Origin of the sequence: Sphingobacterium sp. UBA1498 (assembly GCF_002325125.1) — a bacterium.
Classification (GTDB): domain Bacteria; phylum Bacteroidota; class Bacteroidia; order Sphingobacteriales; family Sphingobacteriaceae; genus Sphingobacterium.
Genome location: NZ_DCRG01000016.1, coordinates 1 through 22,417, shown reverse-complemented (window position 1 = coordinate 22,417; position 22,417 = coordinate 1). Strand labels below are relative to the sequence as shown.

Annotated in this window: 14 protein-coding genes and 1 pseudogene; 13 read left to right on the top strand and 2 right to left on the bottom strand. The window is 40.2% G+C overall.

All coding sequences use genetic code 11. The features are described 5' to 3' along the window. Window positions 1-140: 140 nt before the first annotated feature. From B3139_RS09320 to B3139_RS09290, 7 genes are all read left to right on the top strand, one after another. Window positions 141-2,777: a valine--tRNA ligase gene (locus B3139_RS09320; RefSeq protein WP_293882225.1), complete on the top strand. Its 2,637-nt coding sequence runs from the start codon at window positions 141-143 to the stop codon at window positions 2,775-2,777. Window positions 2,778-3,286: 509 nt separating this feature from the next. Then, window positions 3,287-3,628, top strand: coding sequence for a DUF4342 domain-containing protein (locus tag B3139_RS09315; RefSeq protein WP_293882223.1), 342 nt, complete (start codon window positions 3,287-3,289; stop codon window positions 3,626-3,628). Between the two features lie 19 nt (window positions 3,629-3,647). Next, on the top strand, window positions 3,648-4,022 hold the full coding sequence (locus tag B3139_RS09310; protein ID WP_293882221.1) for a MauE/DoxX family redox-associated membrane protein: 375 nt from the start codon (window positions 3,648-3,650) through the stop codon (window positions 4,020-4,022). Window positions 4,023-4,237: 215 nt separating this feature from the next. Further along, window positions 4,238-9,523 carry a translocation/assembly module TamB domain-containing protein gene (locus tag B3139_RS09305; protein WP_293882219.1) on the top strand — a complete coding sequence of 1,762 codons (5,286 nt, stop codon included), beginning with the start codon at window positions 4,238-4,240 and terminating at the stop codon, window positions 9,521-9,523. Next, window positions 9,495-11,819: a BamA/TamA family outer membrane protein gene (locus B3139_RS09300; RefSeq protein WP_293882217.1), complete on the top strand. Its 2,325-nt coding sequence runs from the start codon at window positions 9,495-9,497 to the stop codon at window positions 11,817-11,819. The genes B3139_RS09305 and B3139_RS09300 overlap by 29 nt, the downstream gene beginning before the upstream one ends. 373 nt (window positions 11,820-12,192) lie before the next feature. Further along, complete coding sequence (locus tag B3139_RS09295) at window positions 12,193-13,131, top strand: malate dehydrogenase (RefSeq protein ID WP_293882215.1); 939 nt, start codon at window positions 12,193-12,195, stop codon at window positions 13,129-13,131. A 147-nt stretch (window positions 13,132-13,278) separates the two neighbouring features. Further along, complete coding sequence (locus B3139_RS09290) at window positions 13,279-13,815, top strand: aspartyl protease family protein (protein ID WP_293882213.1); 537 nt, start codon at window positions 13,279-13,281, stop codon at window positions 13,813-13,815. Here the strand turns inward: B3139_RS09290 and B3139_RS09285 are convergent. Next, complete coding sequence (locus B3139_RS09285) at window positions 13,801-15,021, bottom strand: MFS transporter (RefSeq protein WP_293882211.1); 1,221 nt, start codon at window positions 15,019-15,021, stop codon at window positions 13,801-13,803. The genes B3139_RS09290 and B3139_RS09285 overlap by 15 nt on opposite strands. Window positions 15,022-15,203: 182 nt before the next feature. Here B3139_RS09285 and fsa point away from each other — a divergent pair, with 182 nt between their 5' ends. The 3 genes from fsa to rnr all read left to right on the top strand — a co-directional run bounded on the left by fsa (window position 15,204) and on the right by rnr (window position 18,963). Beyond that, a complete protein-coding gene (fsa, locus tag B3139_RS09280) occupies window positions 15,204-15,863 on the top strand; it encodes a fructose-6-phosphate aldolase (RefSeq protein WP_209581614.1) in 660 nt (219 codons plus the stop codon). Window positions 15,864-16,134: 271 nt separating this feature from the next. After that, window positions 16,135-16,563, top strand: coding sequence for a Fur family transcriptional regulator (locus B3139_RS09275; RefSeq protein ID WP_209581612.1), 429 nt, complete (start codon window positions 16,135-16,137; stop codon window positions 16,561-16,563). A gap of 267 nt (window positions 16,564-16,830) precedes the next feature. Further along, on the top strand, window positions 16,831-18,963 hold the full coding sequence (gene rnr / locus B3139_RS09270) for a ribonuclease R (RefSeq protein WP_293882205.1): 2,133 nt from the start codon (window positions 16,831-16,833) through the stop codon (window positions 18,961-18,963). A gap of 42 nt (window positions 18,964-19,005) precedes the next feature. Here the strand turns inward: rnr and B3139_RS09265 are convergent, their stop codons facing one another. Then, a complete protein-coding gene (locus B3139_RS09265) occupies window positions 19,006-19,467 on the bottom strand; it encodes a hypothetical protein (RefSeq protein WP_293882203.1) in 462 nt (153 codons plus the stop codon). 416 nt (window positions 19,468-19,883) lie between these two features. On the opposite strand from B3139_RS09265, the gene rpsL reads away from it, so the two are divergent. The 3 genes and pseudogenes from rpsL to fusA form a co-directional block, all read left to right on the top strand. After that, window positions 19,884-20,297, top strand: coding sequence for a 30S ribosomal protein S12 (rpsL, locus tag B3139_RS09260; protein WP_002993550.1), 414 nt, complete (start codon window positions 19,884-19,886; stop codon window positions 20,295-20,297). A 19-nt stretch (window positions 20,298-20,316) separates the two neighbouring features. Next, window positions 20,317-20,683 (top strand): annotated as a pseudogene (locus B3139_RS09255) (30S ribosomal protein S7). A gap of 135 nt (window positions 20,684-20,818) precedes the next feature. Next, the coding region (gene fusA / locus B3139_RS09250) for an elongation factor G (protein WP_293882167.1) at window positions 20,819-22,417 on the top strand (1,599 nt) is incomplete at its 3' end.

Sequence of the window (22,417 nt, the reverse complement as noted above, 5' to 3'; positions counted from 1 at the left end):
CAGGATGGTGTTTGAATGAATTGCCGATACGTGATGGATAGCATCTTTTTGTTTGAGCACAAGATCAGCTGATAACTAAGGAAAATAACATAGAAATACTTACTTTTGTGTTCCTTAAAAGTTTGAATAGAAAATTTAAAATGAGCATAGCGAAAACTTATAATCCAAAAGAAGCTGAAGAAAAGTGGTACAGCTATTGGAAAGCGAACGGATTTTTCCGTTCCACCCCTGACGAACGTGAACCTTACACGATTGTGATGCCTCCTCCAAACGTCACTGGAGTGTTGCACATGGGGCATATGCTAAATAATACCATTCAAGATGTTTTGATTCGCCGAGCACGTATGCAGGGGAAAAACGCCTGTTGGGTACCGGGGACCGATCACGCCTCCATTGCTACTGAAGCCAAGGTCGTCGCTATGTTGAAAGAACAAGGAATTGACAAACGATCGTTATCCCGCGAAGATTTCTTAAAGCATGCTTGGGAATGGAAAGAAAAATATGGTGGTATTATTCTGAAACAATTGGAAAAACTTGGTGCTTCCTGTGACTGGGATCGCACGCGTTTTACGATGGACCCAGAGTTGTATCAATCTGTTATCCGCGTATTTGTAGATCTGTATAACAAAGGATTGATTTATCGGGGTTACCGCATGGTCAATTGGGATCCAGAAGCAAAAACAAATATTTCCGACGAAGAAGTTATTTATAAAGAGAAAAATGGTAAATTATATCACCTGAAATATCAGGTTGATGGTACTGATCAATATATTGTTGTTGCAACGACCCGTCCCGAAACAATTTTTGGTGATACAGCGGTCTGTATCAATCCCAACGACGAACGCTACACCTGGTTAAAAGGAAAGCAAGTCATTGTACCGATCGTAGGCAGAAAAGTGAACATCATTGAGGATGAATATGTAGATTTGGAGTTCGGTACCGGATGTCTAAAAGTTACACCAGCACACGATGTAAACGACTATGCGCTCGGCAAAAAACACCATCTGGAGTTTCTGGATATCTTCACTGACGAAGCAAAGCTGAACGACAACGGCTTACACTATGCTGGTATGGATCGTTTTAAAGTCCGGAAGGAAATTGAGAAAGAGCTTGAGGAAAAGGGGTTATTGGAAAAAGTTGAGAATTATACCAATAATGTGGGGACTTCAGAGCGAACCGGTGCGGTGATCGAGCCCAAAATCTCCAATCAGTGGTTCCTTAAAATGGAAGACCTTGCGAAACCGGCTTTGGATAATGTCATGGATGATACCATCAAATTTCATCCGACAAAATTCAAAAATATTTACCGCAATTGGATGGAGAATGTGACCGACTGGAATATCTCAAGACAATTGTGGTGGGGCCATCAAATACCGGCATATTTCTATGGCGATGGCAACGAAGACTTTGTGGTTGCACAAACAGTTGAAGAAGCACTGGTATTAGCGCAAGAAAAGTCGGGCAATGCAAATCTTCAAGCAGAAGATCTCCGTCAAGACGAAGATGTCCTTGACACGTGGTTCTCAGCGTGGTTATGGCCAATTTCAGTCTTCAATGGTATCAATGAACCAGAAAATCCAGAAATAAATTATTATTACCCAACCCAAGATTTGGTCACTGCCCCCGATATCATCTTTTTCTGGGTAGCACGTATGATCGTTTCAGGATATGAATTCCGCGGACAATTGCCTTTTGAAAATGTTTATTTTACTGGGATTGTACGGGACAAACTCGGCCGCAAAATGTCCAAATCGCTGGGCAACTCACCTGACCCGATTGATTTGATGAACGAATACGGTGCCGATGCGACGAGAATGGGGATGTTATTAACTGCTCCAGCGGGTAATGACCTACCTTTCGATGTTGAACTCTGTGTACAGGGACGGAATTTTGCCAATAAAATCTGGAATGCTTTCCGCTTGGTTAAAGGCTGGGAAATCACCGCCGCACCAGCTTCGGCGTCCGATAAAATTGCGGCTGCCTGGTTTGAGGCAAGATTAAATCAGTCTTTGGTCGATATCGAGGAAAACTTTAAGCATTATCGTTTATCAGATGCGCTGATGACAACCTATAAATTAGTATGGGATGACTTTTGCGCCTGGTATCTTGAATTAGTAAAACCGGCTTACGGCTCACCGATTTCTGGCGAAACCTTAGACACGGTAAAATCATTTTTTCAACGTATACTTACGCTGGTGCACCCTTTCATGCCTTTCCTGACGGAAGAATTATGGCACGACGAATTGTTCGGAATAAAAGAGGAGAAAGATTGCATTATCGTCGCTCCCTATCCGACGGCAGATGCCTTTGACGAGCAGCTTATTAAAGATTTCGCTGTCGCACAACAGATCATTTCTGAGATTCGTAATATCCGTAATTCTAAAGGTATCTCCCCTAAAATTGCGTTGCCATTAGCGATCAATCAGCAATCTGAGATCAACTTGAAACAATACATTGCTATCATCACTAAGATTGCCAATTTGGAGGACGTGACTTTTGTCTCTGAGAAAATTGCAGGTGCTGCCAGTTTCCTTGCCGGCAAAGATGAATGTTATGTGACTTTGGAAAACAATGTTGATGCGGATGCCGAGCGTGAACGCATTGAGAAAGAATTGGAATACTTAAAGGGTTTCCTAATTTCGGTAGACAAGAAGCTTTCCAATGAGCGATTTGTACAAAATGCAAAACCTGAAATTGTCGAAAACGAGAAAAGCAAAAAAGCTGACGCAGAAGCTAAGATTAAAATACTGCAAGAAAGTTTAATAACATTAGGTTAACACCTAAACGATACAGCTGATCAGGTCCCGTGTAATGCACGGGACTTTTTTTTGCATACCGCCCAATTGAAACATCCACATTCTTCTTGAATTCTCCGTTAGATTATACTTTTTTAAGGTGTTACCGCCTAAAGCGAAGCTCCATTAATACGAATACAAATTAATACCAAATTCGCCTTTTCTTCGGCGCTTGTTCGGTGCTTGTTCGGTGCTTGTTCGGTGCTTGTTCGGTACTCGTACGGTGCTTCTTCGGTTGTAACCGAAGAAATACCGTACAAGTACCGAAGTATATACGACAAATGATCGTGTGAATACTGGAGGAGGTATCCAGGGTTTACTAAGGATATGCACCCGTCAATTCCCCTTTTAGTATCGGAAATTTCATTTCAAGGATTTTCTAAAAAGCGCTTAATGAATAAGGTATGGTTGTTTCGCGAGAGAGTCTGGTGTAGTTTAAAATTGACTTCGAATGGAACAATACCGGAAAGTTTATCCTAATTCTGTAAAAAATGAATAACTTTATAATAGCGAACTTAAATTATACGATTATGGGATTTAAAGAAACATTTCAGATTAACGGTGAAAACCTTTTGCAGAAAATCAAAGAAATTATTGCTGAGGGCAACGTGAACAAAATTAGCATTTCTGACAAACATGGAAAGGAAATCATGAGCTTTCCAGTGACTGTTGGGGCCATAGGCTTGATCTTAGCGCCTGTTTTTGCAGCGATTGGAGCAGTGGCAGCATTACTTACAGAGTGTACCATTACTGTGGAACGCAATAGTCAAAAGGAAGACAATGACAACGAAGACAACAGTACGGATCCACCAACCACAATAACAGTAAACTAATCAACTCAGATTGCCTGCTATGAAAATCTTAAAAAATATACTTTGTATTCTATTTGCCTTGCTATTCATTAACGCGGGTCTGGATAAACTTTTTCATTATATGCCAGCTCCACCAATGGATATGGACATGAAAAAGGTATTTGAAGCTTTTAACGCTATAAAATGGCTAATGCCACTGGTTGGAATTATCGAGCTCATTGGCGGTTTACTATTTATTTTTCCAAAGACAAGAACGTTGGGTGCATTGGTCATCTTCCCGATCCTCATTGGTATTTTTACCCATAACATGATTTTTTATAGTCAGCAGGGATTAATTATTTGGGCTGTACTCTTCATTATCTGGCTATGGGTAGTTTTTGAAAACTGGGGAAGATATAAAAAATTGCTTGAATAATTGCTTTAATGTTAGACAAACGAGCTCGTTCAGCATAGCGCATGTATTCCTATTAAATACCTATTTTTTGACAAATTGATAGGTATTTAATGTTTTTATTAACATAAAATTAAAAAACAAAAAACTTTATATGACTATACAGGTTTGGTCAATTATTTGATGTAACTTTTTCCCGTTTTAATTTTTATTAATAGATACTTAAATCAAATTACACGTTGAACAGATTTACCCGAGTTGCTTTCAAAACAATTTTGTGGATTATTGGAGTAATAATTGCACTTGCTATTCTAATTGTATTTTTAATTCGAATACCATCGGTTCAGAATTATATTGCCGGAAAAGTAACTCAATATGTTGAAGGCAAGATTGGTACGCCCGTTAAAATCGGCTACATCAATATCGATTTTCCTAAGAAACTAGTTTTACAGGACATCTATTTAGCGGACCAAAGCAAGGACACATTGGTTGCTGGAAAATCGATAGCTGTGGATATCAATATGCTGAAACTGCTAAAAAATACGGTTGAAATCCAAAGTATAGAAGCAGAAGGTATCACCGCGAAAATTCGCCGTACATTACCTGACAGTTCGTTCAACTTTGATTATATTGTCAAAGCATTTGCATCGCAAAAAGAAAGCACTCCAACTGCCGACAGCAGTTCAGCACTCCTATTCAACCTCGATAAAGTAAAATTTGATAAATTTCATATTGTCTATGCCGATGATGTAATTGGGACCAGCGCTGACGTATATCTCAACAGCCTAAATACCAACATTAAGAAGTTTGATCTAACAAAAAATATGGCTTTCAATCTTCCAAAAGTGAAGATCGATGGTCTGAGTGCTACCATCAAACAATGGCGGCCGATGGTTGACGGCTCAGCGCCTTCTGTTGAGGACTTTGGCATTACGGATGAAACGGCTCAAACAACCACATTGCTTCCCGATGTTGGCATACAGATCGCGGACTTGACCAATATCTTAGTGCGTTATGAAGATCAGTCCAGCCTCTTGAACACCAAGTTTTATGTCAAAAATCTTCACGCAGACATTAACAAGATCGACCTCAACAAAGAAGTTGTGGATATTCAAACAATCAGCCTCGACGGTTCGGACAACAGTGTGCTCTTTGGAAAGGTCCTAAAAAAAGCAAACAGCATAGCTAAACCTACAGTAGATACGACCAAAGTAAACTGGATTGTATCGGCTAAAGATATTCAGATCAATAATACAAGTTTAGCTTACCGCGATGACAATCAGGCGCGGATGAAGGGTTTTGATTATTTTAACATTAAGATCCCGGGTATGAAAACCAGCTTAAGTGATCTTTACTACAGTGCCGATTCAATCAGTGGATCTTTGAACGAACTGGTAGCCTCTGATCGTTCGGGTTTTGTGATCAAACAATTAAAGGGAGATTTTAAGTATACAAATACTGGTGCTGAAATCAAAAATCTGTATGCGGAAACTCCACGTACGCTCCTACGTGATTACGTAAAAGTCACCTATCCATCATTGGATATTGTTGCAAAAAAACCGGAACTCCTCTACGTCAATGCAAACATCAAAAAGAGTCAAGTCGATATGCGCGACATTTACTATTTTGCCCCTTTTTTGGATACTATGCAGGTGATGAAACCCTTGATGGACAAAAAATTTGCTATCGATGGACGTGTTGTGGGTAAGGTAAATGATCTGAATATTCCAGCAATTGATTTCCAAACCCTGTCCAATACACGTGTCATAGCGAGCCTACGTTTAAGGGGGCTCCCCGAAGTGGATAAAATGTCACTGGATCTTAATTTAAAGAAATTGACGACAGGCCGTTCGGATATCGAAAAACTAATTTCTAAAAATATACTTCCGAGCGGTATTGAGCTACCGAATACGATTGGCCTTACGGGAACATTTAAAGGCGGTATGAAAGCCTTTAACACCAATCTTTCGCTGGTTACAGAAAAGGGAACGGCCAAGTTTAATGGTAAGGTGGGCATGATCGGCCGCGATACAACCTATGATGCCTTTGTCAGTATTCGTGATTTCGACATTGGTAAGATCATGAAAATGGACAGTACCCTCGGCATTCTTTCTTTTGAAGGAAAGATTAAAGGCCATGGTACTGACCCCAAGAAGCTTGTAGCCAACTTCGATGGTAAAGTAAACCGAATGGACGCCATGGGTTACCGGTATCAGAATATCGACATGAACCTGACCGCCGACAAGGGAGATATCAAAGCGGCTGTGGTCAGTCCTGATCCAAATATTCAATTGACGTTAAATGCAACAGCGAATATGAAGTCCAAATATCCACAGGTGGATTTCGAGCTTCAGGTAGATACCATCAATCTTAAGAATTTAAAGTTAATGGATGACGAGTTCAAATACCAGGGTAAACTCGTTGGAAAGTTTAGTTCAGCGGATCCAAATTTTTTAAACGGTGAAGCACATATTACCAATTCCTCGATCTTTTACAGTGGTGCATATTATTCTTTAGACAGCATTTCGCTTATAGCAAAAGCCGATACCAGCCGTAATTTATTGCTTCTAAAATCAAACTTTTTAAATGCTCATCTAGTTGGTAAATATAAAATTCTGGAATTGCAGAATGCCATACAGGACATTCTGCAGGTATACTACCAACCCGGTAAAGCTGTTGAAGTACCAAAATATGATCCACAGAATATAGAGTTTTCGGCTCAGTTGACCAGAACGAAGTTTATAAGGGATTTTTTACCGGAACTAACAGCCATGTCGGACATCACCTTGGACGGTATGTTTAACAGTAAATCTAAAACGATTCTCGCCAAGTTGGATGCTCCCAAAATAATATATAATGGTACAGAAATCAATAACGTCACTTTAGACATCAATACGCTGGATAGCACACTGTATTACTCCGCATTGATCAATAAGATCAAGATAAGTAATATTGAACTTGTCAATACGGTATTCAGTGGCAAAGTCATTCAAAACAACTTAGACTTTGGATTATGGATAAAAGACAAGAAAGAGAAAGAGCAGTATCATCTGGGTGCAAATATGCGTGTTGATAATGGGGCCTTTGTTTTCAGTTTACTGCAGGATGGCCTTATGCTGAATTACGACAAATGGACAATAAATCCAAACAATGTGCTCAAATTTGGACGTACAGGGATTCAGGCCAATGAATTTATCTTAAGCAATAAGGGACAGGAGCTCAGTATATCTTCACAAGATAGTGTACTCAATTCACCGATAAACATTGCATTCAAGAATTTCCGGATTGAGACATTAAGTAAAATGCTCGAAAGCGAAACCGTAGATCTCGGGGGTGGAATTAATGGTCAGGCGACCATATCGCGCCTGGAGAGCAGCCCTGTATTTGTATCGGATCTTGTTATCAATAAATTTTATATTGGACAGGATACCGTTGGGAATGTCAATATTAAGGTTAATAATGAGAAAGAAAACACGTACAATGCCAATATTAGTATTAGTGAGAATGGCAACAATGTTGTCTTAAATGGTGATTTTGTGAATCCCCCCCAGGGAGAAGCAAGCTTAGATTTTACCTTAGATATTGCGCCGCTTTCGATGCAGACCGTGCAAGCATTTAGCCTCGGATATCTTAAAGATTCGAAAGGAAATCTTGAAGGCCAATTGAAAATAACAGGATCACCATCTAAACCGCTCATTAACGGCGATGTTAATTTTAAAGATGCACAATTTAATATTGCCATGCTGAATGCACTCTTTAAAGCAAAAAACGAAACAATTCATTTGGATGAAAGAGGCATTACTTTTCCCAAATTTGCATTAGAAGACAAAAAGGGAAATATTGCTAAGCTGACGGGATCCATAGCTACGACAACGTATACTGATTTTGATTTTAATCTCAATGTCAATACGGACAATTTTGAAGTGCTCAATTCAACACAAAGCGATAATGACATGTTCTATGGTAAAATGTATCTTACTTCGAATCTGCGCATTCGCGGAAATCTCGATAAACCTATCGTGGACGGTACAATCAAAGTGTTAGATGATACCGATTTCACCTTTGTCATGCCAAACGATGATCCAGGAATGGCCGATCGTAAAGGGGTTGTTGAATTTGTTGATAAGAGGGATACAACAAGAGCAAATGTTTTTGCCAAATTAGATTCCATGACTGTCACCCGTTTAACGGGGATCGATGTGGACCTCAACCTTCAAACAGATAAGGATGCTAAATTTAAGATCCTGCTGGATGCCGGTTCGCAGGATGCCCTGAACATCCAGGGAGAAGCCGAGCTGAACGCAGGTATCGATGCCAGTAGCAAAATAACTTTGTCTGGGACGTTTACCGTTGACAAGGGAAGCTATTCATTTAGTTTTGGCCCTGTGAAGAAAGATTTTACGTTCCGAAAAGGAAGCACCATTACCTGGAATGGCGATCCATTGGATGCCCAGCTGAATATCACGGCAGCATATACGACCAAAGCACCGACTTTAGAGCTTGTTGCAACGCAACTCGGTTCAGAAAATGCCAATTTGTATAAGCAACGTATTCCGTTCAATGTCTTACTAAAGATTACAGACAAATTGTTCCAGCCGCAACTGAATTTTGATATTGACCTGGACGAAAACAACTCGGTTGTTTCGCAAGATGTAATCAGCAAGGTGAACAATGCATTGACTACGCTACGTGAAAATCCGTCTGAACTCAACAAGCAGGTCTTTTCACTTATTGTGTTGGGGCGCTTTATGTCGACCAATCCATTTGAGAGTCTTTCGGGTGGCGGTGGTACCGAAGCTATTGTGAGAAATAGTATCAGTTCCTTCCTGAGTGGTCAATTGAACCGCTTGGCTTCCGAACTTATTACAGGAGTAGAACTTGATTTTAATCTAACTTCAGAAGAGGATTATGCTACCGGAGCAGGACAAACTCGCACGGATCTAAATATAGGTGTATCAAAAATGCTCTTAAATGATCGTTTAAAAATTACTATTGGTTCTAATTTTGAAGTGGAAGGAAACACACGGCCTGGAGAGACAGCCAATAATATTGCCGGAGATATCCAATTGGATTATCAGCTTTCACAAGACGGTCGTTATTTTGCGCGGGTATACCGTAAGAATCAATATCAAGTTACACTACAAGGCCAATATGTAGAAACAGGTATTGGATTTATCATCAATATGGATTACAACAGATTTAAGGAAATCTGGATGAGTTCAAAAAAACTCAAAGAGTACTATGATACGAATAGCAAAGGTTTCAGAAAACGGTTCGATGTGGAGCGCATGGAAACCGACTCAATCTATCGTGATAGCGTGCGCACGGTCATCCGTGACAGTTTGATGCTACATAGTCCAGCATACAGAAAACGTATGGAGGAAAGAGAACAAGAGAAACGTAAACAGCAATTGGACTCTAGCAAAAAATCACCAAAAAGCAATGGTCCAAAATCAAATTTAGATACCATCAAAACAACAGCTATAAAAAATGAAGATGAGGAAAGGAGTTATCATGCAGGTTAGATTAAAGTATAGTGTTGGAATAGTAACATTCGCTGCATTCATCGCCTCCTGTTCGTCAACCAAAAATCTGAAAGAAGGAGAAAGCTTATATGTGAAGGGGAATGTCATCGTCGAGTCGGACACCATTTCTAAGGAAAACAAGGAAAAGATATCAACCCGCCTCGAAGAGGCCCTTATGCCCAAACCGAATAAACGACTGGCGGGGGTACCTTTTAAGCTATATTTTAATAATATGGCTGGAGATTCAGCCGGGAACAACATCATAAAAAAATTCTTTAAAAAAATTGGTGAAGAGCCCGTGTTGCTGCGGGATGTTAATCGAGAATATAATGAAAATCTATTGCGCAATCGTCTGGAAAATTTTGGTTTCTTTAATGCGGAAGTGAGATCCGATACGTTAGTAGAAAACAAAAAAGCAACGATTAATTATACCGCCAAGCCCAACCTGATTTACCGCATACAGTCTGTTAAATTTGATGTTGACAGCAACAGTCAGTTGGGGAAAGATATTCGTTCGAGTTCTGATCAAAGTCTTCTCCAGGTAGGAAAGAACTACAGTTTAGATGTTATCTTAAACGAACGTGACCGCATCGATAATGATCTAAAAAATAAAGGTTATTATTATTTCAGCCCGGATTACATCTTGGTTCAGGTAGACAGTTCGAACCGGAATAACAAGGTGGATATGTATGTTACAGTTAAAAAAGAGACACCGGCGCAGGCGAAAATCCCATCCAAGATCAATAAAATTTACATTTTTCCGAACTATACAGAAACAAGCTCTGGTTATCAGCGATCCACACGGAATGCAGAATTGTACGATAGCAGCTATTATTTTATAGACCGTCAGCATCTTTACCGGAAGCCTGTTATTGCGAACCATATCTTCTTTCATCCGGGCGATATATACAACCGTAATGCCCACAATCAGACCATCAGTCATTTGGTAAACCTCAATAGCTGGAAATTTGTAAAGAACAATTTTGTCGACAGCAAAGAAGTACCCAACGCACTGGATGTCTACTATTACTTGACCCCATTACCAAAAAAGTCCCTTCGGGTGGAGCTTTTAGGAAAAATGGCTTCGGTATACAACGGTACTGAAGTGAATGTCAACTGGACTTTACGAAATGCATTTAAAGGTGCTGAGCAACTGAGCTTTAACGTATTTGGTGGATATGAAACTCAGACGGGAGGATCGGCCGACCTTAATTCGAGTTATTACCGCTACGGTATGGAGGCGACCTTGACTTTTCCTCGCATATTGTCTCCCTTTGGAAGAGTTTCGCCCTCAAGGCGCTTTATTCCGAAGACTTATATCAAAGGCCGCTATGAGTTTTTAAATCGCCGCAAAGCTTATACGCTAAATTCGATTGCGTTGGATTACGGCTATATCTGGCAAGAGTCTGAAGAGAAACAGCATGATCTCGCTTTAATGGAGATTACTTATGTTCAGCCTAAAGGTATTTCGGAAAACTACCAAAAACAAATGGATACCATCCCTGCGTTGCGACATGCCATAGACCCTCAGTTTACCATTGGTCCAAACTACAACTTTACGTTTCAAAACACCATGAAGCAACATTTGAAAAATACATTTTATTTCAAAGGCAACTTGGACCTGTCGGGAAACATACTTGGACTGATAAAAGGAGCAGATTTTAATAAAGGGAAAACGTTCAAATTGTTTGATGCTTATTTTTCACAATATATCAAGATCAGTGGCGATGGTCGACATTATTTAAAGTTATCGGAGAATTCACAACTTGCATCGCGGGTAAGTTTGGGTTTGAGTTATTCTTATGGCAACTCCCGCTCCCTTCCCTATTTAAAACAGTATTATGTGGGGGGGCCTAATAGTATCCGTGCTTTCGGTGCGCGCGCTATTGGTCCGGGAACAGTTGCCCCTGAAAAGCTAAGCAATGGACTTTTCTTTGCGGATCAAACCGGTGACATTAAATTGGAACTAAATACAGAATATAGAGCAAAATTAGCGGGGTTTGTGCATTGGGCAGCATTTATTGATGCGGGAAACGTCTGGTTGCAGCGAGAGGATGTGAACAAGCCGGGCGGCAAATTTAGTAAGGATTTTTTAAATGAATTAGCAGTTGGTGGTGGAGCGGGATTACGTTTCGACTTCACCTTCCTGATCGTCCGTACCGACATGTCCATACCATTCCGTATTCCCTATCTCCCAAAAGGAGAACGTTGGGTATTTAGCGATATTGACTTTGGAAGTTCTAAATGGCGTAAAGACAACCTGATGTTCAACTTAGCCATCGGTTATCCGTTCTAGGCGACCGATCCGGCTTATGAACTAGTAACAACAGGCTTGAATGAATTTCAAGCCTGTTGTTTTTTCGGGTCGTCTTACCTAGGTCATACACTTGGAACGATGTTATCGGGTATTCTTTGCTCAGGACGAATTCCTGGCATATTATTATGTCAAAAAACGAGTTATTCCCACGGCCGGCATTGGTTTACTGACAATAATTGATTAAATTCAAGCATTATTTTTTGATCCACATAAATGTTCAGGAAATATCCATGCAGCATTAAGAGACAAGCACTGATGAGGATAGGCTGGATATTCTATATGGCATAAAGCTGCCAAAGGCAACCTGGACTTAGTCGGATAATTAGCGCATAAATAAACAAATAAAGTACATATGAAAGTAACTATTGTTGGTGCTGGAGCTGTAGGAGCTACTACAGCGGACAATTTAATCCGTCGGAATGTCGCAGAGGAGATTGTATTATTGGATATTAAAGAAGGTTTTGCAGAAGGCAAAGCGCAAGATATGGCACAAACCGCAGCCTTATTGGGTTTTGAATCAAAAATTAAAGGGGTCACGAATGACTATCTTTCAACTGCAGGTTCTACTGTTGCTGTGATTACGTCGGGCATTCCACGTAAACCTGGAATGACACGTGAAGAATTAATTGGTACAAACGCGAATATTGTCAAGTCGGTTGTGGAGAACTTAGTGAAGCATTCTCCTGATATTATCATTGTCATCGTTTCCAATCCAATGGATACCATGACTTATTTGGCACTAAAGTCAAGTTGTTTACCAAAGAATAGGATTATAGGTATGGGTGGAACCTTGGATTCGGCCCGATTTAAATATCAATTAAGTGATAAACTGAATGCTTCGGCTGCGGATCTCAATGCGATAGTCATTGGTGGTCATGGCGATACGACGATGATTCCGCTTATTAAGCACTCCACGTGGAACAGTATTCCTGTGACGGATTTTCTTACAGCGGAAGAGCAGAATGAAATAATCCACAAAACCATGGTTGGAGGAGCTACATTAACCAGCCTAATCGGAACATCCGCATGGTATGCGCCGGGTGCGGCAACTGCTGCAGTAGTTGAAAGCATTGTCCGTGATCAAGGGAAATTATTTACTGCTTCCGTTTATTTGGAAGGTGAATTTGGCCAAGAAGATATTACGCTTGGCGTACCCGTTATCATCAATAAAAAAGGATGGGATCGGATCGTACCACTTCATCTGGATGAAGAGGACGAAGAAAAATTCCGCAAAAGTGCGGAAGCAGTCCGTAATATGAATAATGTATTAAAAGAAATAAAAGCCTTATAGGCGACAAAACAATAGGCTGTTGTACGCGAATAACAGCCTATTTCTTTCTGCCCTCTCCCCTCTCCTTCAGAATCTATTATCTTTCGTGTATTGTTTTTGCATGCAGTAAACCTGCTTCCCTACCTGAAAACGTTGAAAAGCGGGAAAGTGCAGATACACCATGCAGCATCAAGCTCAATTTTAAGCTTCCAGCGGCGGAAAGTTTCTTTTTTGATGGATTTTTTGGCTATGTTTGGAGGTATGACAACAGTACCATTTCAATTATTGGATTTACAAGGCCAAGGCACACACATTTTGGTTGATGTAGAAATTTATAGTCGTTCATTCAAGATGGTGATTGATACAGGTGCTTCTAAAACTGTATTTGATAAAACACAATTGGGCCATCTTTTAGAGGATCAATTGGAGCTTGAACCATCTGAAACACTATCAACAGGACTTGGTACCAATTCAATGGAAAGCTTTAACCTGGCAATTCCGAGCCTGAAAATTGGCGAATGGGAGATCAACAAACTACATACTGCGGTATTGGACTTAAGTTCCATTAATTATGCCTACGAACAAATGCATCTAGATCCTGTGATTGGCGTATTGGGTGGAGATATTTTTGCAGACTATGGTGCTGTCATCGATTATGCCAAGCGCACGCTAAAATTGCGCACCCGAAAACTAAAACTTAAATAAACGTTTTTGGATGTGGAATCGGAGATAACCGTAATAAACGACTGCTATCATAATACCTAGCCCGCCCATCGCATATAATGTTATTCTCAGGCCACAATAGCTGGCCAGAGAACCGATCATCAATGTGCCGATCGGGAAAATCCCCTGAAAGGCCATCACGTAATAGGAGATCGCGCGGGCACGATAAATCGGTATGGCGTGGGTCTGAATATAGGTATTGATACTTGACGTTTGCATCATCATGGCAAAAGACACCAACATGACATAAACGAGTGCCATCTGAAGCATGCTGGAATGCGCCAGAAACAACAATGCCATCCCCATCAGTGCGGCAGCTCCCATCACCTGATACCGCAAATTGGTACCAGATTTTAAACGAGCCATATTAAAGGCACCAATCATAGCTCCCAATCCGGCTGCACTTTCAAACCAGGAAAAGGTGCGTTCATCACCGTGAAACATTTCTTTGGCTATGGCCGGTAGCAACGACGTGTAGGGAATGACAATCAGGCTGGAAAAGGTCATGATGATAATCAGCGAAGAGATATGTGGTGACCGTTTGAGATAGCGAAAACCTTCGACCAAGCCTTCCCAATTGCTCCCCTTGCTAAGCTGAGCATGAGTTTCGTCGACCCGCATCATCAATAGCGTAATAATGACAGGAACAAAACTAATAAAGTTAAGTGCAAAGCAGGCGAGTTCGCCGTAAGTACTTAATAAAATCCCCCCTATTGCAGGGCCCACCATGCGTGCGCCATTGAAAATCGTTGAGTTCAGGGCGATAGCATTCGGCAGATCTTTACGATCTCCAATCAAATGCATCATAAGGGACTGTCGTCCCAAAACGTCAAAGGAGTTAATGATCCCTTGTATAAGTCCCAATGCGGAAAGCCATAACACACTTTCCCACTTCAGATACACCACCAAAGTCAAAATACCCGCCTGAATCATGAGACCAATTTGGGTCATCAAAACCAATTTATACTTTTTGTGCTTATCAACAAAACTCCCAATAAATGGCGAAAGGATGAGCGAAGGCAATAAAGAGATGAACTGGACAAAACCAAGCCAGAATACAGAGCCCGTAATTTCATAGACCAACCAGCTAATAGCGATACGCTGCATCCATGTTCCCATCAGGGAAATTGCCTGTCCAATAACATGTAAACGAAAATTTCTATAATGGAGCGAACGAAAAACCTGCATACGTTAAAAATAATACTATAATAAAGTATAACAAAAAATTAGCCGAAGAGATTCTTTTTTTGCAAAGATTATGATGCAATAGGTGAAAATCGATGCTTCAATAGTGGAATATAATCGATAACTTTGTACTGTTATTTTCAACAATAGAATAATCAAATAATTATCATTCAACACAATACACAATGAAATTTTTTATTGACACAGCAAACCTAGAACAAATCAAAGAAGCTCAAGATTTAGGCGTATTAGACGGTGTAACGACCAATCCGAGTTTAATGGCTAAAGAAGGTATTAGCGGTGATGAAAACGTAATCAACCATTATAAAGCGATCTGTGCGATCGTTGATGGCGACGTAAGTGCAGAAGTTATTTCTACTACTTATGAGGAAATGATCAAAGAAGGAGAAGCGTTGGCAGCTCTTGATAATAAGATTGTTGTTAAAGTTCCTATGATCAAAGATGGCGTAAAAGCAATTAAATATTTCAGCAAAAAAGGCATTAAAACAAATTGTACATTAGTGTTCACAGCGGGTCAGGCGTTATTGGCTGCTAAAGCTGGTGCAACCTATGTATCTCCTTTCATTGGTCGTTTGGATGATATCTCTACAGATGGATTGGCGCTGATTGAAGATATCCGTTTGATCTACGATAACTACAACTATCCAACGCAAATATTAGCGGCTTCTGTACGTCACAGTGCGCACATTCTAGGATGTGCTAAAATTGGCGCTGATGTGATGACAGGTCCATTGTCGGCGATCCTTTCCCTACTGAAACACCCATTGACAGATAGCGGTTTGGCAACATTTTTAGCTGATCACGCTAAAGCTGCAGGAAAATAAGGCATCTATAGTTCCATATAGCGTTAAAACCGATAAGTAAGATGACACGAATCTTAAACTTATCGGTTTTCTTTATTTCATCAGATTCCGTATTTTTGTCTTATCAAAGCTTCAGCTGACTAGTGAAAAAGATTTAATTTTTGTTTCATCTAGGGAAGGGTAAAAGGGCAAAAGTGCGATGAATAAATTCGTCAGACAGTTTTTAAAACTTGTAAATGACCATAAATTTCTCTTAGTTTGTATCTGATCTAAGGCTTAACGAAGAAAATCCATGGAAGATTCCAACACTGTATATCCAGAAATTCTCAAACGAAATAGTTTAAAAGTTACCCAGCCACGGTTGAAGGTACTTGAAATTATCTCCCGTAAAGATTCGGCGATTTCTCAGCCGGAGCTGGAAAAATTACTGGGCAAGGATATTGACCGTGTTACATTATACCGCGTACTGGCCAGTTTTGAAGAGAAAGGGATTATCCATAAAATCTTTGACCTACATGGTACGGCCACTTATGCCATGTGCTCGACAAACTGTTCAGAACATGATCACCACGACCAACACGTACATTTTATTTGCCGGGTGTGCAATTCTGTGTACTGTCTGGAAGATATGACTTTACCGAAGGTATCTATCCCTGAAGGCTTTAGTCTCGAAGCCATAGCGGTTAATGCCCTTGGCGTGTGCAATCATTGCAAAAAATAAATCAGGCTATACGAATCAAAAACTATTTGTCGGTTCAAGTGTCTATACATCAGCTATCGGAAGATGCTCCGTTTAGCTCGTTATTGTCGTGCCAACTGCTGTTTTTTTTGTACCTTGTAGTAACATCGATCTTGCTATCCGACACTCTCATGCTGCGTTCCAAGGACTGGCTTTGCGCGATCCATTACCGCGCAGTCAGTTAGCGGAAAGCCGAAGGCTGTATAGGATCGATACAACTGAATAAATAATAATTAAGAAAAAAATTGGATGAAAACAAGAAAAGAAAATCCATATAAAGAGGTCTTGACACAACTGATCGTCGATATTTTCGAAAAATCAGATAACAAACCGCTCAACTATAAACAAGTATCTTCAAAATTGAACCTTACGGATAACGATTCCAAAGTCGCTATTGCCGATATCTTACATGATAATGTTAGAAATGGACTTTTTGTTGAGGTCGAGCGAGGCAAGTTTAATTTGAAGCAACTCAAAGTTTATGTCACAGGGAAGGTCGATATGACCGCCGATGGTTCTGCCTATGTCATTCCTGATGACGAATTTGAAAATGACATTTATATTGCCCCACGTAAGCTGAGGCAGGCGCTACACGGCGATATCGTTAAGGTACATACTTTTGAAAAACGAAAAGGCGGCCGTAAAAAAGAAGGTGAAGTGGTTGAAATCCTGCAAAGGGCCAAGACCGATTTTACGGGAACCATCAGTATCTCCAATAATTTTGCATTTTTCATTGCGGACGATCGCAAGATGTTGCACGACATCTTCATTCCCTTGGATAACCTGAATGGTGCTAAGGATAAAGAAAAAGTAGTGGTTTCGATTATTGACTGGCCGAGCGGAAGCAAAAACCCTGTGGGGACAGTAAAACACGTTTTGGGAACCAAAGGAGAAAACAATACCGAGATGAATGCGATTTTGGCCGACTTTGGTTTTCCATTGGAATTCCCGAAAAAAGTGGAAGCTGAAGCCAATAAGATTTCGGAAGAAATAAGCAACGAGGAAATTGCGAAAAGACGTGACTTTAGAAGCGTGACGACCTTTACCATTGACCCGGCAGATGCAAAAGATTTCGATGATGCAATTTCATTTCAGAAACTGGAGAATGGCAATTATGAAATTGGTGTTCATATTGCTGATGTTTCCCATTTTGTGGTGCCAGATACAGAATTAGATAAAGAAGCCTTCAGTCGCGGCACATCGGTTTATTTGGTGGACCGTGTTATTCCTATGCTTCCGGAGCGCCTTTCCAATGGTGTATGTTCCTTACGTCCGCATGAAGATAAGCTGTGTTTTTCAGCTGTTTTCGAACTGGATGAGAAAGCTAATGTACACGATCAATGGTTTGGGCGCACAGTGATTCACTCGGATAGACGGTTTAGCTATGAAGAGGCGCAGGAGGTGATCGAGACGAGATCGGGTGATTTCAACGAGGAGATTTTGAAACTAAATGAACTCGCTTATATCCTTCGGGAGCGGAAGTTTAAAAATGGAGCAATAGCCTTTGAAAGTGAAGAAGTAAAATTCACGTTGGATGAAAATGGCAAACCTACGGGGGTATACACCAAAGTCCGTAAAGATGCCCATAAACTGATTGAAGATTTTATGTTATTGGCCAATCGTAAGGTTGCTGAGTTTATCGGTAAACAAGGGCGCGGAAAAAACAAGCTTACGTTTGTTTACCGTTTTCACGATGTACCTAATCCAGAAACACTCACTACCTTCTCTCAATTTGCTGCGCGGTTTGGCCATAAATTGACCATCAAAACAGATAAGGAAACGGCAAAATCTTTGAATGCACTAATGACCAAGATCGAAGGTAGCAAAGAGCAGAATATGCTGACTTCATTGGCTGTGCGCTCGATGGCCAAAGCAATCTATACGACGAAGAAAACAAGCCACTATGGATTGGCATTCGATTATTATACACACTTCACCTCTCCTATCCGCCGCTATCCGGATGTGATGGTACACCGTCTTTTACAGTTCTACCTGGATGGCGGCACCAAGATTAATGCAGAGCATTATGAAAAGATGGCCGAACATTCTTCGCAAATGGAGAAAAAGGCAGCTGAGGCCGAGCGTGCATCAATCAAGTACAAACAAGCGGAATATTTGCAGGACCAGATTGGCACTGAATATACCGGTATTGTGTCGGGCGTGACCGAATGGGGTATGTATGTAGAGATTGAGGAGAACAAATGTGAAGGTATGGTGCGCTTGCGTGATATTACCGATGACTTTTACGTGCTTGACGAGAAAAACTATGCAATCATTGGACAACGGAAGAAAAAGAAATTTCAGTTGGGTGATGAGGTTCAGATCCGCGTAAAGAAAGTCGATCTGGATAAAAGGCAGATTGATTTTACGTTGTTGAGTTAATAAAAGAAGCCGCATCAATGGTTTTGATGCGGCTTTTTTTATTTAATATTGAAAACTAAGCACTGTAGGTGTAGTGTTTGGTAGAATCTCTTTGGTTTGATCGACAATTACTTTTCCACCTTGTTCAATTTTATAGACCAATGTGAATGGTTTTGAATAAGCAGCAGCAGAAATAGTAACAGTAGCAGCCAAATATGACGACGAACTTTCGAATATAGCCGTTTTGCCACCTGCAAAATATTCTTTGTTTAAGTCATATATAGACTGACCAGAAGTACCTGCTACACCATTTACTTTCCATAATGTTGGGTTTTGCCCATTTGAACCAATTACCTGTGCAGACATAGTGCTTCCGTCTTCTCCTGTATAACCTTGAGCTGTAACTGTAACTTTAAGAGCCCCTTTGTTCTCTGATGGTATAGTATTATCATCATCTTTCGAACATCCAACAAAAGCGAAGGTTACCAAAGCCAATACAACCGCATACATTAATTTCATTTTCATAACTTGAATACTTTATCTGTTTTTACTAAATAATTTTATCCGTGTTTATCAAATGCTTTGCCAAACAGCACGCAAAAAAATGCAGACTTAGCAATATACTTGGAAACAAGTAGAAAACTAATTTTTGACAAAACACTGTTATTAAGTGTAATACCAAGGGAAAACAGATCCGCAGCAGCTATTATTCCAAAATTATTGTTGATTCAGGATATACCAATTACTAGCATATGACTGTCTATATTTCAGGACAAAAGAGGTTCGCATAGGGATAGGAGAGCGTAATGACGAATTAGAGGTCCTATTTCGAAAAAATAATCTAATTATTATACAGTAACTATTTCATATTCAAAAGGGAATCAGTATCTTTGCGAACTTAAAATAATTTAGGTACAAAATTTATAAACAAAAACAGGTAAATGCCTACTATTCAACAATTAGTTAGAAAAGGTAGAGTAGCTCTGGTTGATAAGAGTAAGTCACCAGCGTTGGACTCATGTCCACAGCGAAGAGGTGTATGTACACGTGTATATACTACTACCCCTAAAAAACCAAACTCAGCAATGCGTAAAGTAGCTCGTGTACGTTTAACAAACGGTAAAGAGGTCAACGCTTACATCCCTGGAGAAGGTCACAACTTACAAGAGCACTCGATCGTTTTGATCCGTGGTGGTCGTGTTAAGGATTTACCAGGTGTGCGTTACCACATCATCCGTGGTGCATTAGATACTTCAGGTGTAGCAGGTCGTAACCAACGTCGTTCAAAATACGGAACTAAGCGTCCTAAACCAGGACAAGCAGCTGCAGCTCCAGCAAAAGGTAAAAAGAAATAATTAAACGGAGGAAAGAAAAATGAGAAAATCAAAACCGAAAAAGAGAATCATTTTACCTGATCCAAAGTTTAACGACGTTCAGGTAACACGTTTCGTAAACAATATGATGGTAGATGGTAAAAAATCCATCGCTTATTCTATTTTTTACGATGCAGTAGAATTAGTAGAACAAAAAACACAAGAAAGCGGTTTAGAAGCTTGGAAAAAAGCTTTAAACAACGTTATGCCTGCTGTTGAAGTNNAAACGTGGTGAAAAAACAATGTTCGAGAAATTAGCAGGAGAAATCATTTCAGCTTCTAAAGGTGAAGGTGCTGCTGTTAAGAAGAAAGAAGATACGCACAAAATGGCGGAAGCTAACAAAGCGTTCTCACACTTCAGATTCTAATTTTGAAGACATTCAAAAAAATATGATTACACCGACCTCCGATAAAAGAACAATCCTTTATCAAGGTCGGTGTACTTATTTAACATTACATTTAAACACATAAGGCCCTTGTATGGCCAGTTGCTTAAAAATATTATGGCAAGAGATTTAAAATTCACTAGAAATATCGGTATCGCTGCTCACATCGATGCTGGTAAAACTACAACAACTGAGCGTATCCTTTATTACTCAGGTGTAAACCACAAAATTGGTGAAGTTCACGAAGGTGCTTCAACAATGGACTGGATGGAGCAAGAAGCTGAGCGTGGTATCACAATTACTTCTGCTGCTACAACTGTATTCTGGAACTACCGTGGTAGCAAATACCAAGTAAACGTAATCGATACTCCAGGACACGTGGATTTCACGGTTGAAGTAAACCGTTCATTACGTGTATTAGACGGATTAGTATTCTTGTTCTCAGCTGTTGATGGTGTTGAGCCTCAATCTGAAACAAACTGGCGTTTAGCGGATGGTTATAAAGTACCTCGTATCGGTTTCGTTAACAAAATGGACCGTTCAGGAGCTGACTTCTTGAAAGTTGTAAAACAAGTTAAAGATATGTTAGGTTCTGATGCAGTTGCTTTGCAATTGCCTATCGGTGCGGAAGATAGTTTTAAAGGTGTAGTTGACTTAATCAACAACCGTGGTATCGTTTGGAATGAGCATGATAAAGGAATGACTTTCACTGAAGTTCCTATTCCTGATGATATGGTGGAAGAAGTTGCCGAATACCGTGAGAAATTATTAGAAGCTGTTGCTGGTTATGATGAGACTTTGATGGAGAAATTCTTCGAAGATCCAGATTCATTGACTGAGCGTGAGATCTTAAATGCGTTACGCGCTGCTGTATTGGATAACTCTATCGTTCCTATGGTTTGTGGTTCATCTTTCAAAAACAAAGGTGTTCAAACCATGTTGGATTTGGTGATGGAATTATTGCCTTCTCCTCTTGATGTAGAGGCTGTAAAAGGAACTAACCCTGATACAGGCGAAGAAATATTACGTAAACCATCTGTAAACGAACCATTCGCTGCTTTAGGTTTCAAAATCGCGACTGACCCATTTGTAGGTCGTTTATGTTTTATCCGTGCTTATTCTGGTAAGTTAGATGCAGGTTCTTATGTATTGAACACACGTTCAGGAAACAAAGAGCGTATCTCTCGTATCTTCCAGATGCACGCGAACAAACAAAACCCTATCCCTTTCATTGAGGCAGGTGATATCGGCGCTGTTGTAGGTTTCAAAGACATCAAAACTGGTGATACACTTTGTGACGAAAAAGCTCCTATCGTATTGGAGTCTATGACTTTCCCTGAGCCAGTAATTGGTTTGGCAATTGAGCCTAAAACTCAGGCTGACGTTGATAGATTAGGTATTGGTCTTGGTAAATTGGCTGAAGAGGATCCAACATTCGTTGTAAAAACTGATGAAGAAACTGGTCAAACAGTAATCTCTGGTATGGGAGAGCTCCACTTAGAGATCTTGATCGACCGTTTGAAACGTGAATTTAAAGTTGAGGTTAACCAAGGTGCTCCTCAAGTATCTTACAAAGAGTCTATCAATGGTACTACTGAGCACCGTGAAGTATTCAAAAAACAATCAGGTGGTCGTGGTAAATTCGCGGATATCAAAGTTGTTATCTCTCCAGCGGATGAAGATTTCGATTTAACAAAATCACCTCTTCAATTCGTT

Coding starts and splice junctions, on each gene's coding strand:
- fsa (WP_209581614.1), top strand. CDS start 15,204: ATGAAATTTTTTATTGACACAGCAAACCTAGAACAAATCAAAGAAGCT.
- B3139_RS09300 (WP_293882217.1), top strand. CDS start 9,495: ATGAGGAAAGGAGTTATCATGCAGGTTAGATTAAAGTATAGTGTTGGA.
- B3139_RS09320 (WP_293882225.1), top strand. CDS start 141: ATGAGCATAGCGAAAACTTATAATCCAAAAGAAGCTGAAGAAAAGTGG.
- B3139_RS09310 (WP_293882221.1), top strand. CDS start 3,648: ATGAAAATCTTAAAAAATATACTTTGTATTCTATTTGCCTTGCTATTC.
- B3139_RS09275 (WP_209581612.1), top strand. CDS start 16,135: ATGGAAGATTCCAACACTGTATATCCAGAAATTCTCAAACGAAATAGT.
- rpsL (WP_002993550.1), top strand. CDS start 19,884: ATGCCTACTATTCAACAATTAGTTAGAAAAGGTAGAGTAGCTCTGGTT.
- rnr (WP_293882205.1), top strand. CDS start 16,831: ATGAAAACAAGAAAAGAAAATCCATATAAAGAGGTCTTGACACAACTG.
- B3139_RS09285 (WP_293882211.1), bottom strand. CDS start 15,021: ATGCAGGTTTTTCGTTCGCTCCATTATAGAAATTTTCGTTTACATGTT.
- B3139_RS09265 (WP_293882203.1), bottom strand. CDS start 19,467: ATGAAAATGAAATTAATGTATGCGGTTGTATTGGCTTTGGTAACCTTC.
- B3139_RS09315 (WP_293882223.1), top strand. CDS start 3,287: ATGAATAACTTTATAATAGCGAACTTAAATTATACGATTATGGGATTT.
- B3139_RS09295 (WP_293882215.1), top strand. CDS start 12,193: ATGAAAGTAACTATTGTTGGTGCTGGAGCTGTAGGAGCTACTACAGCG.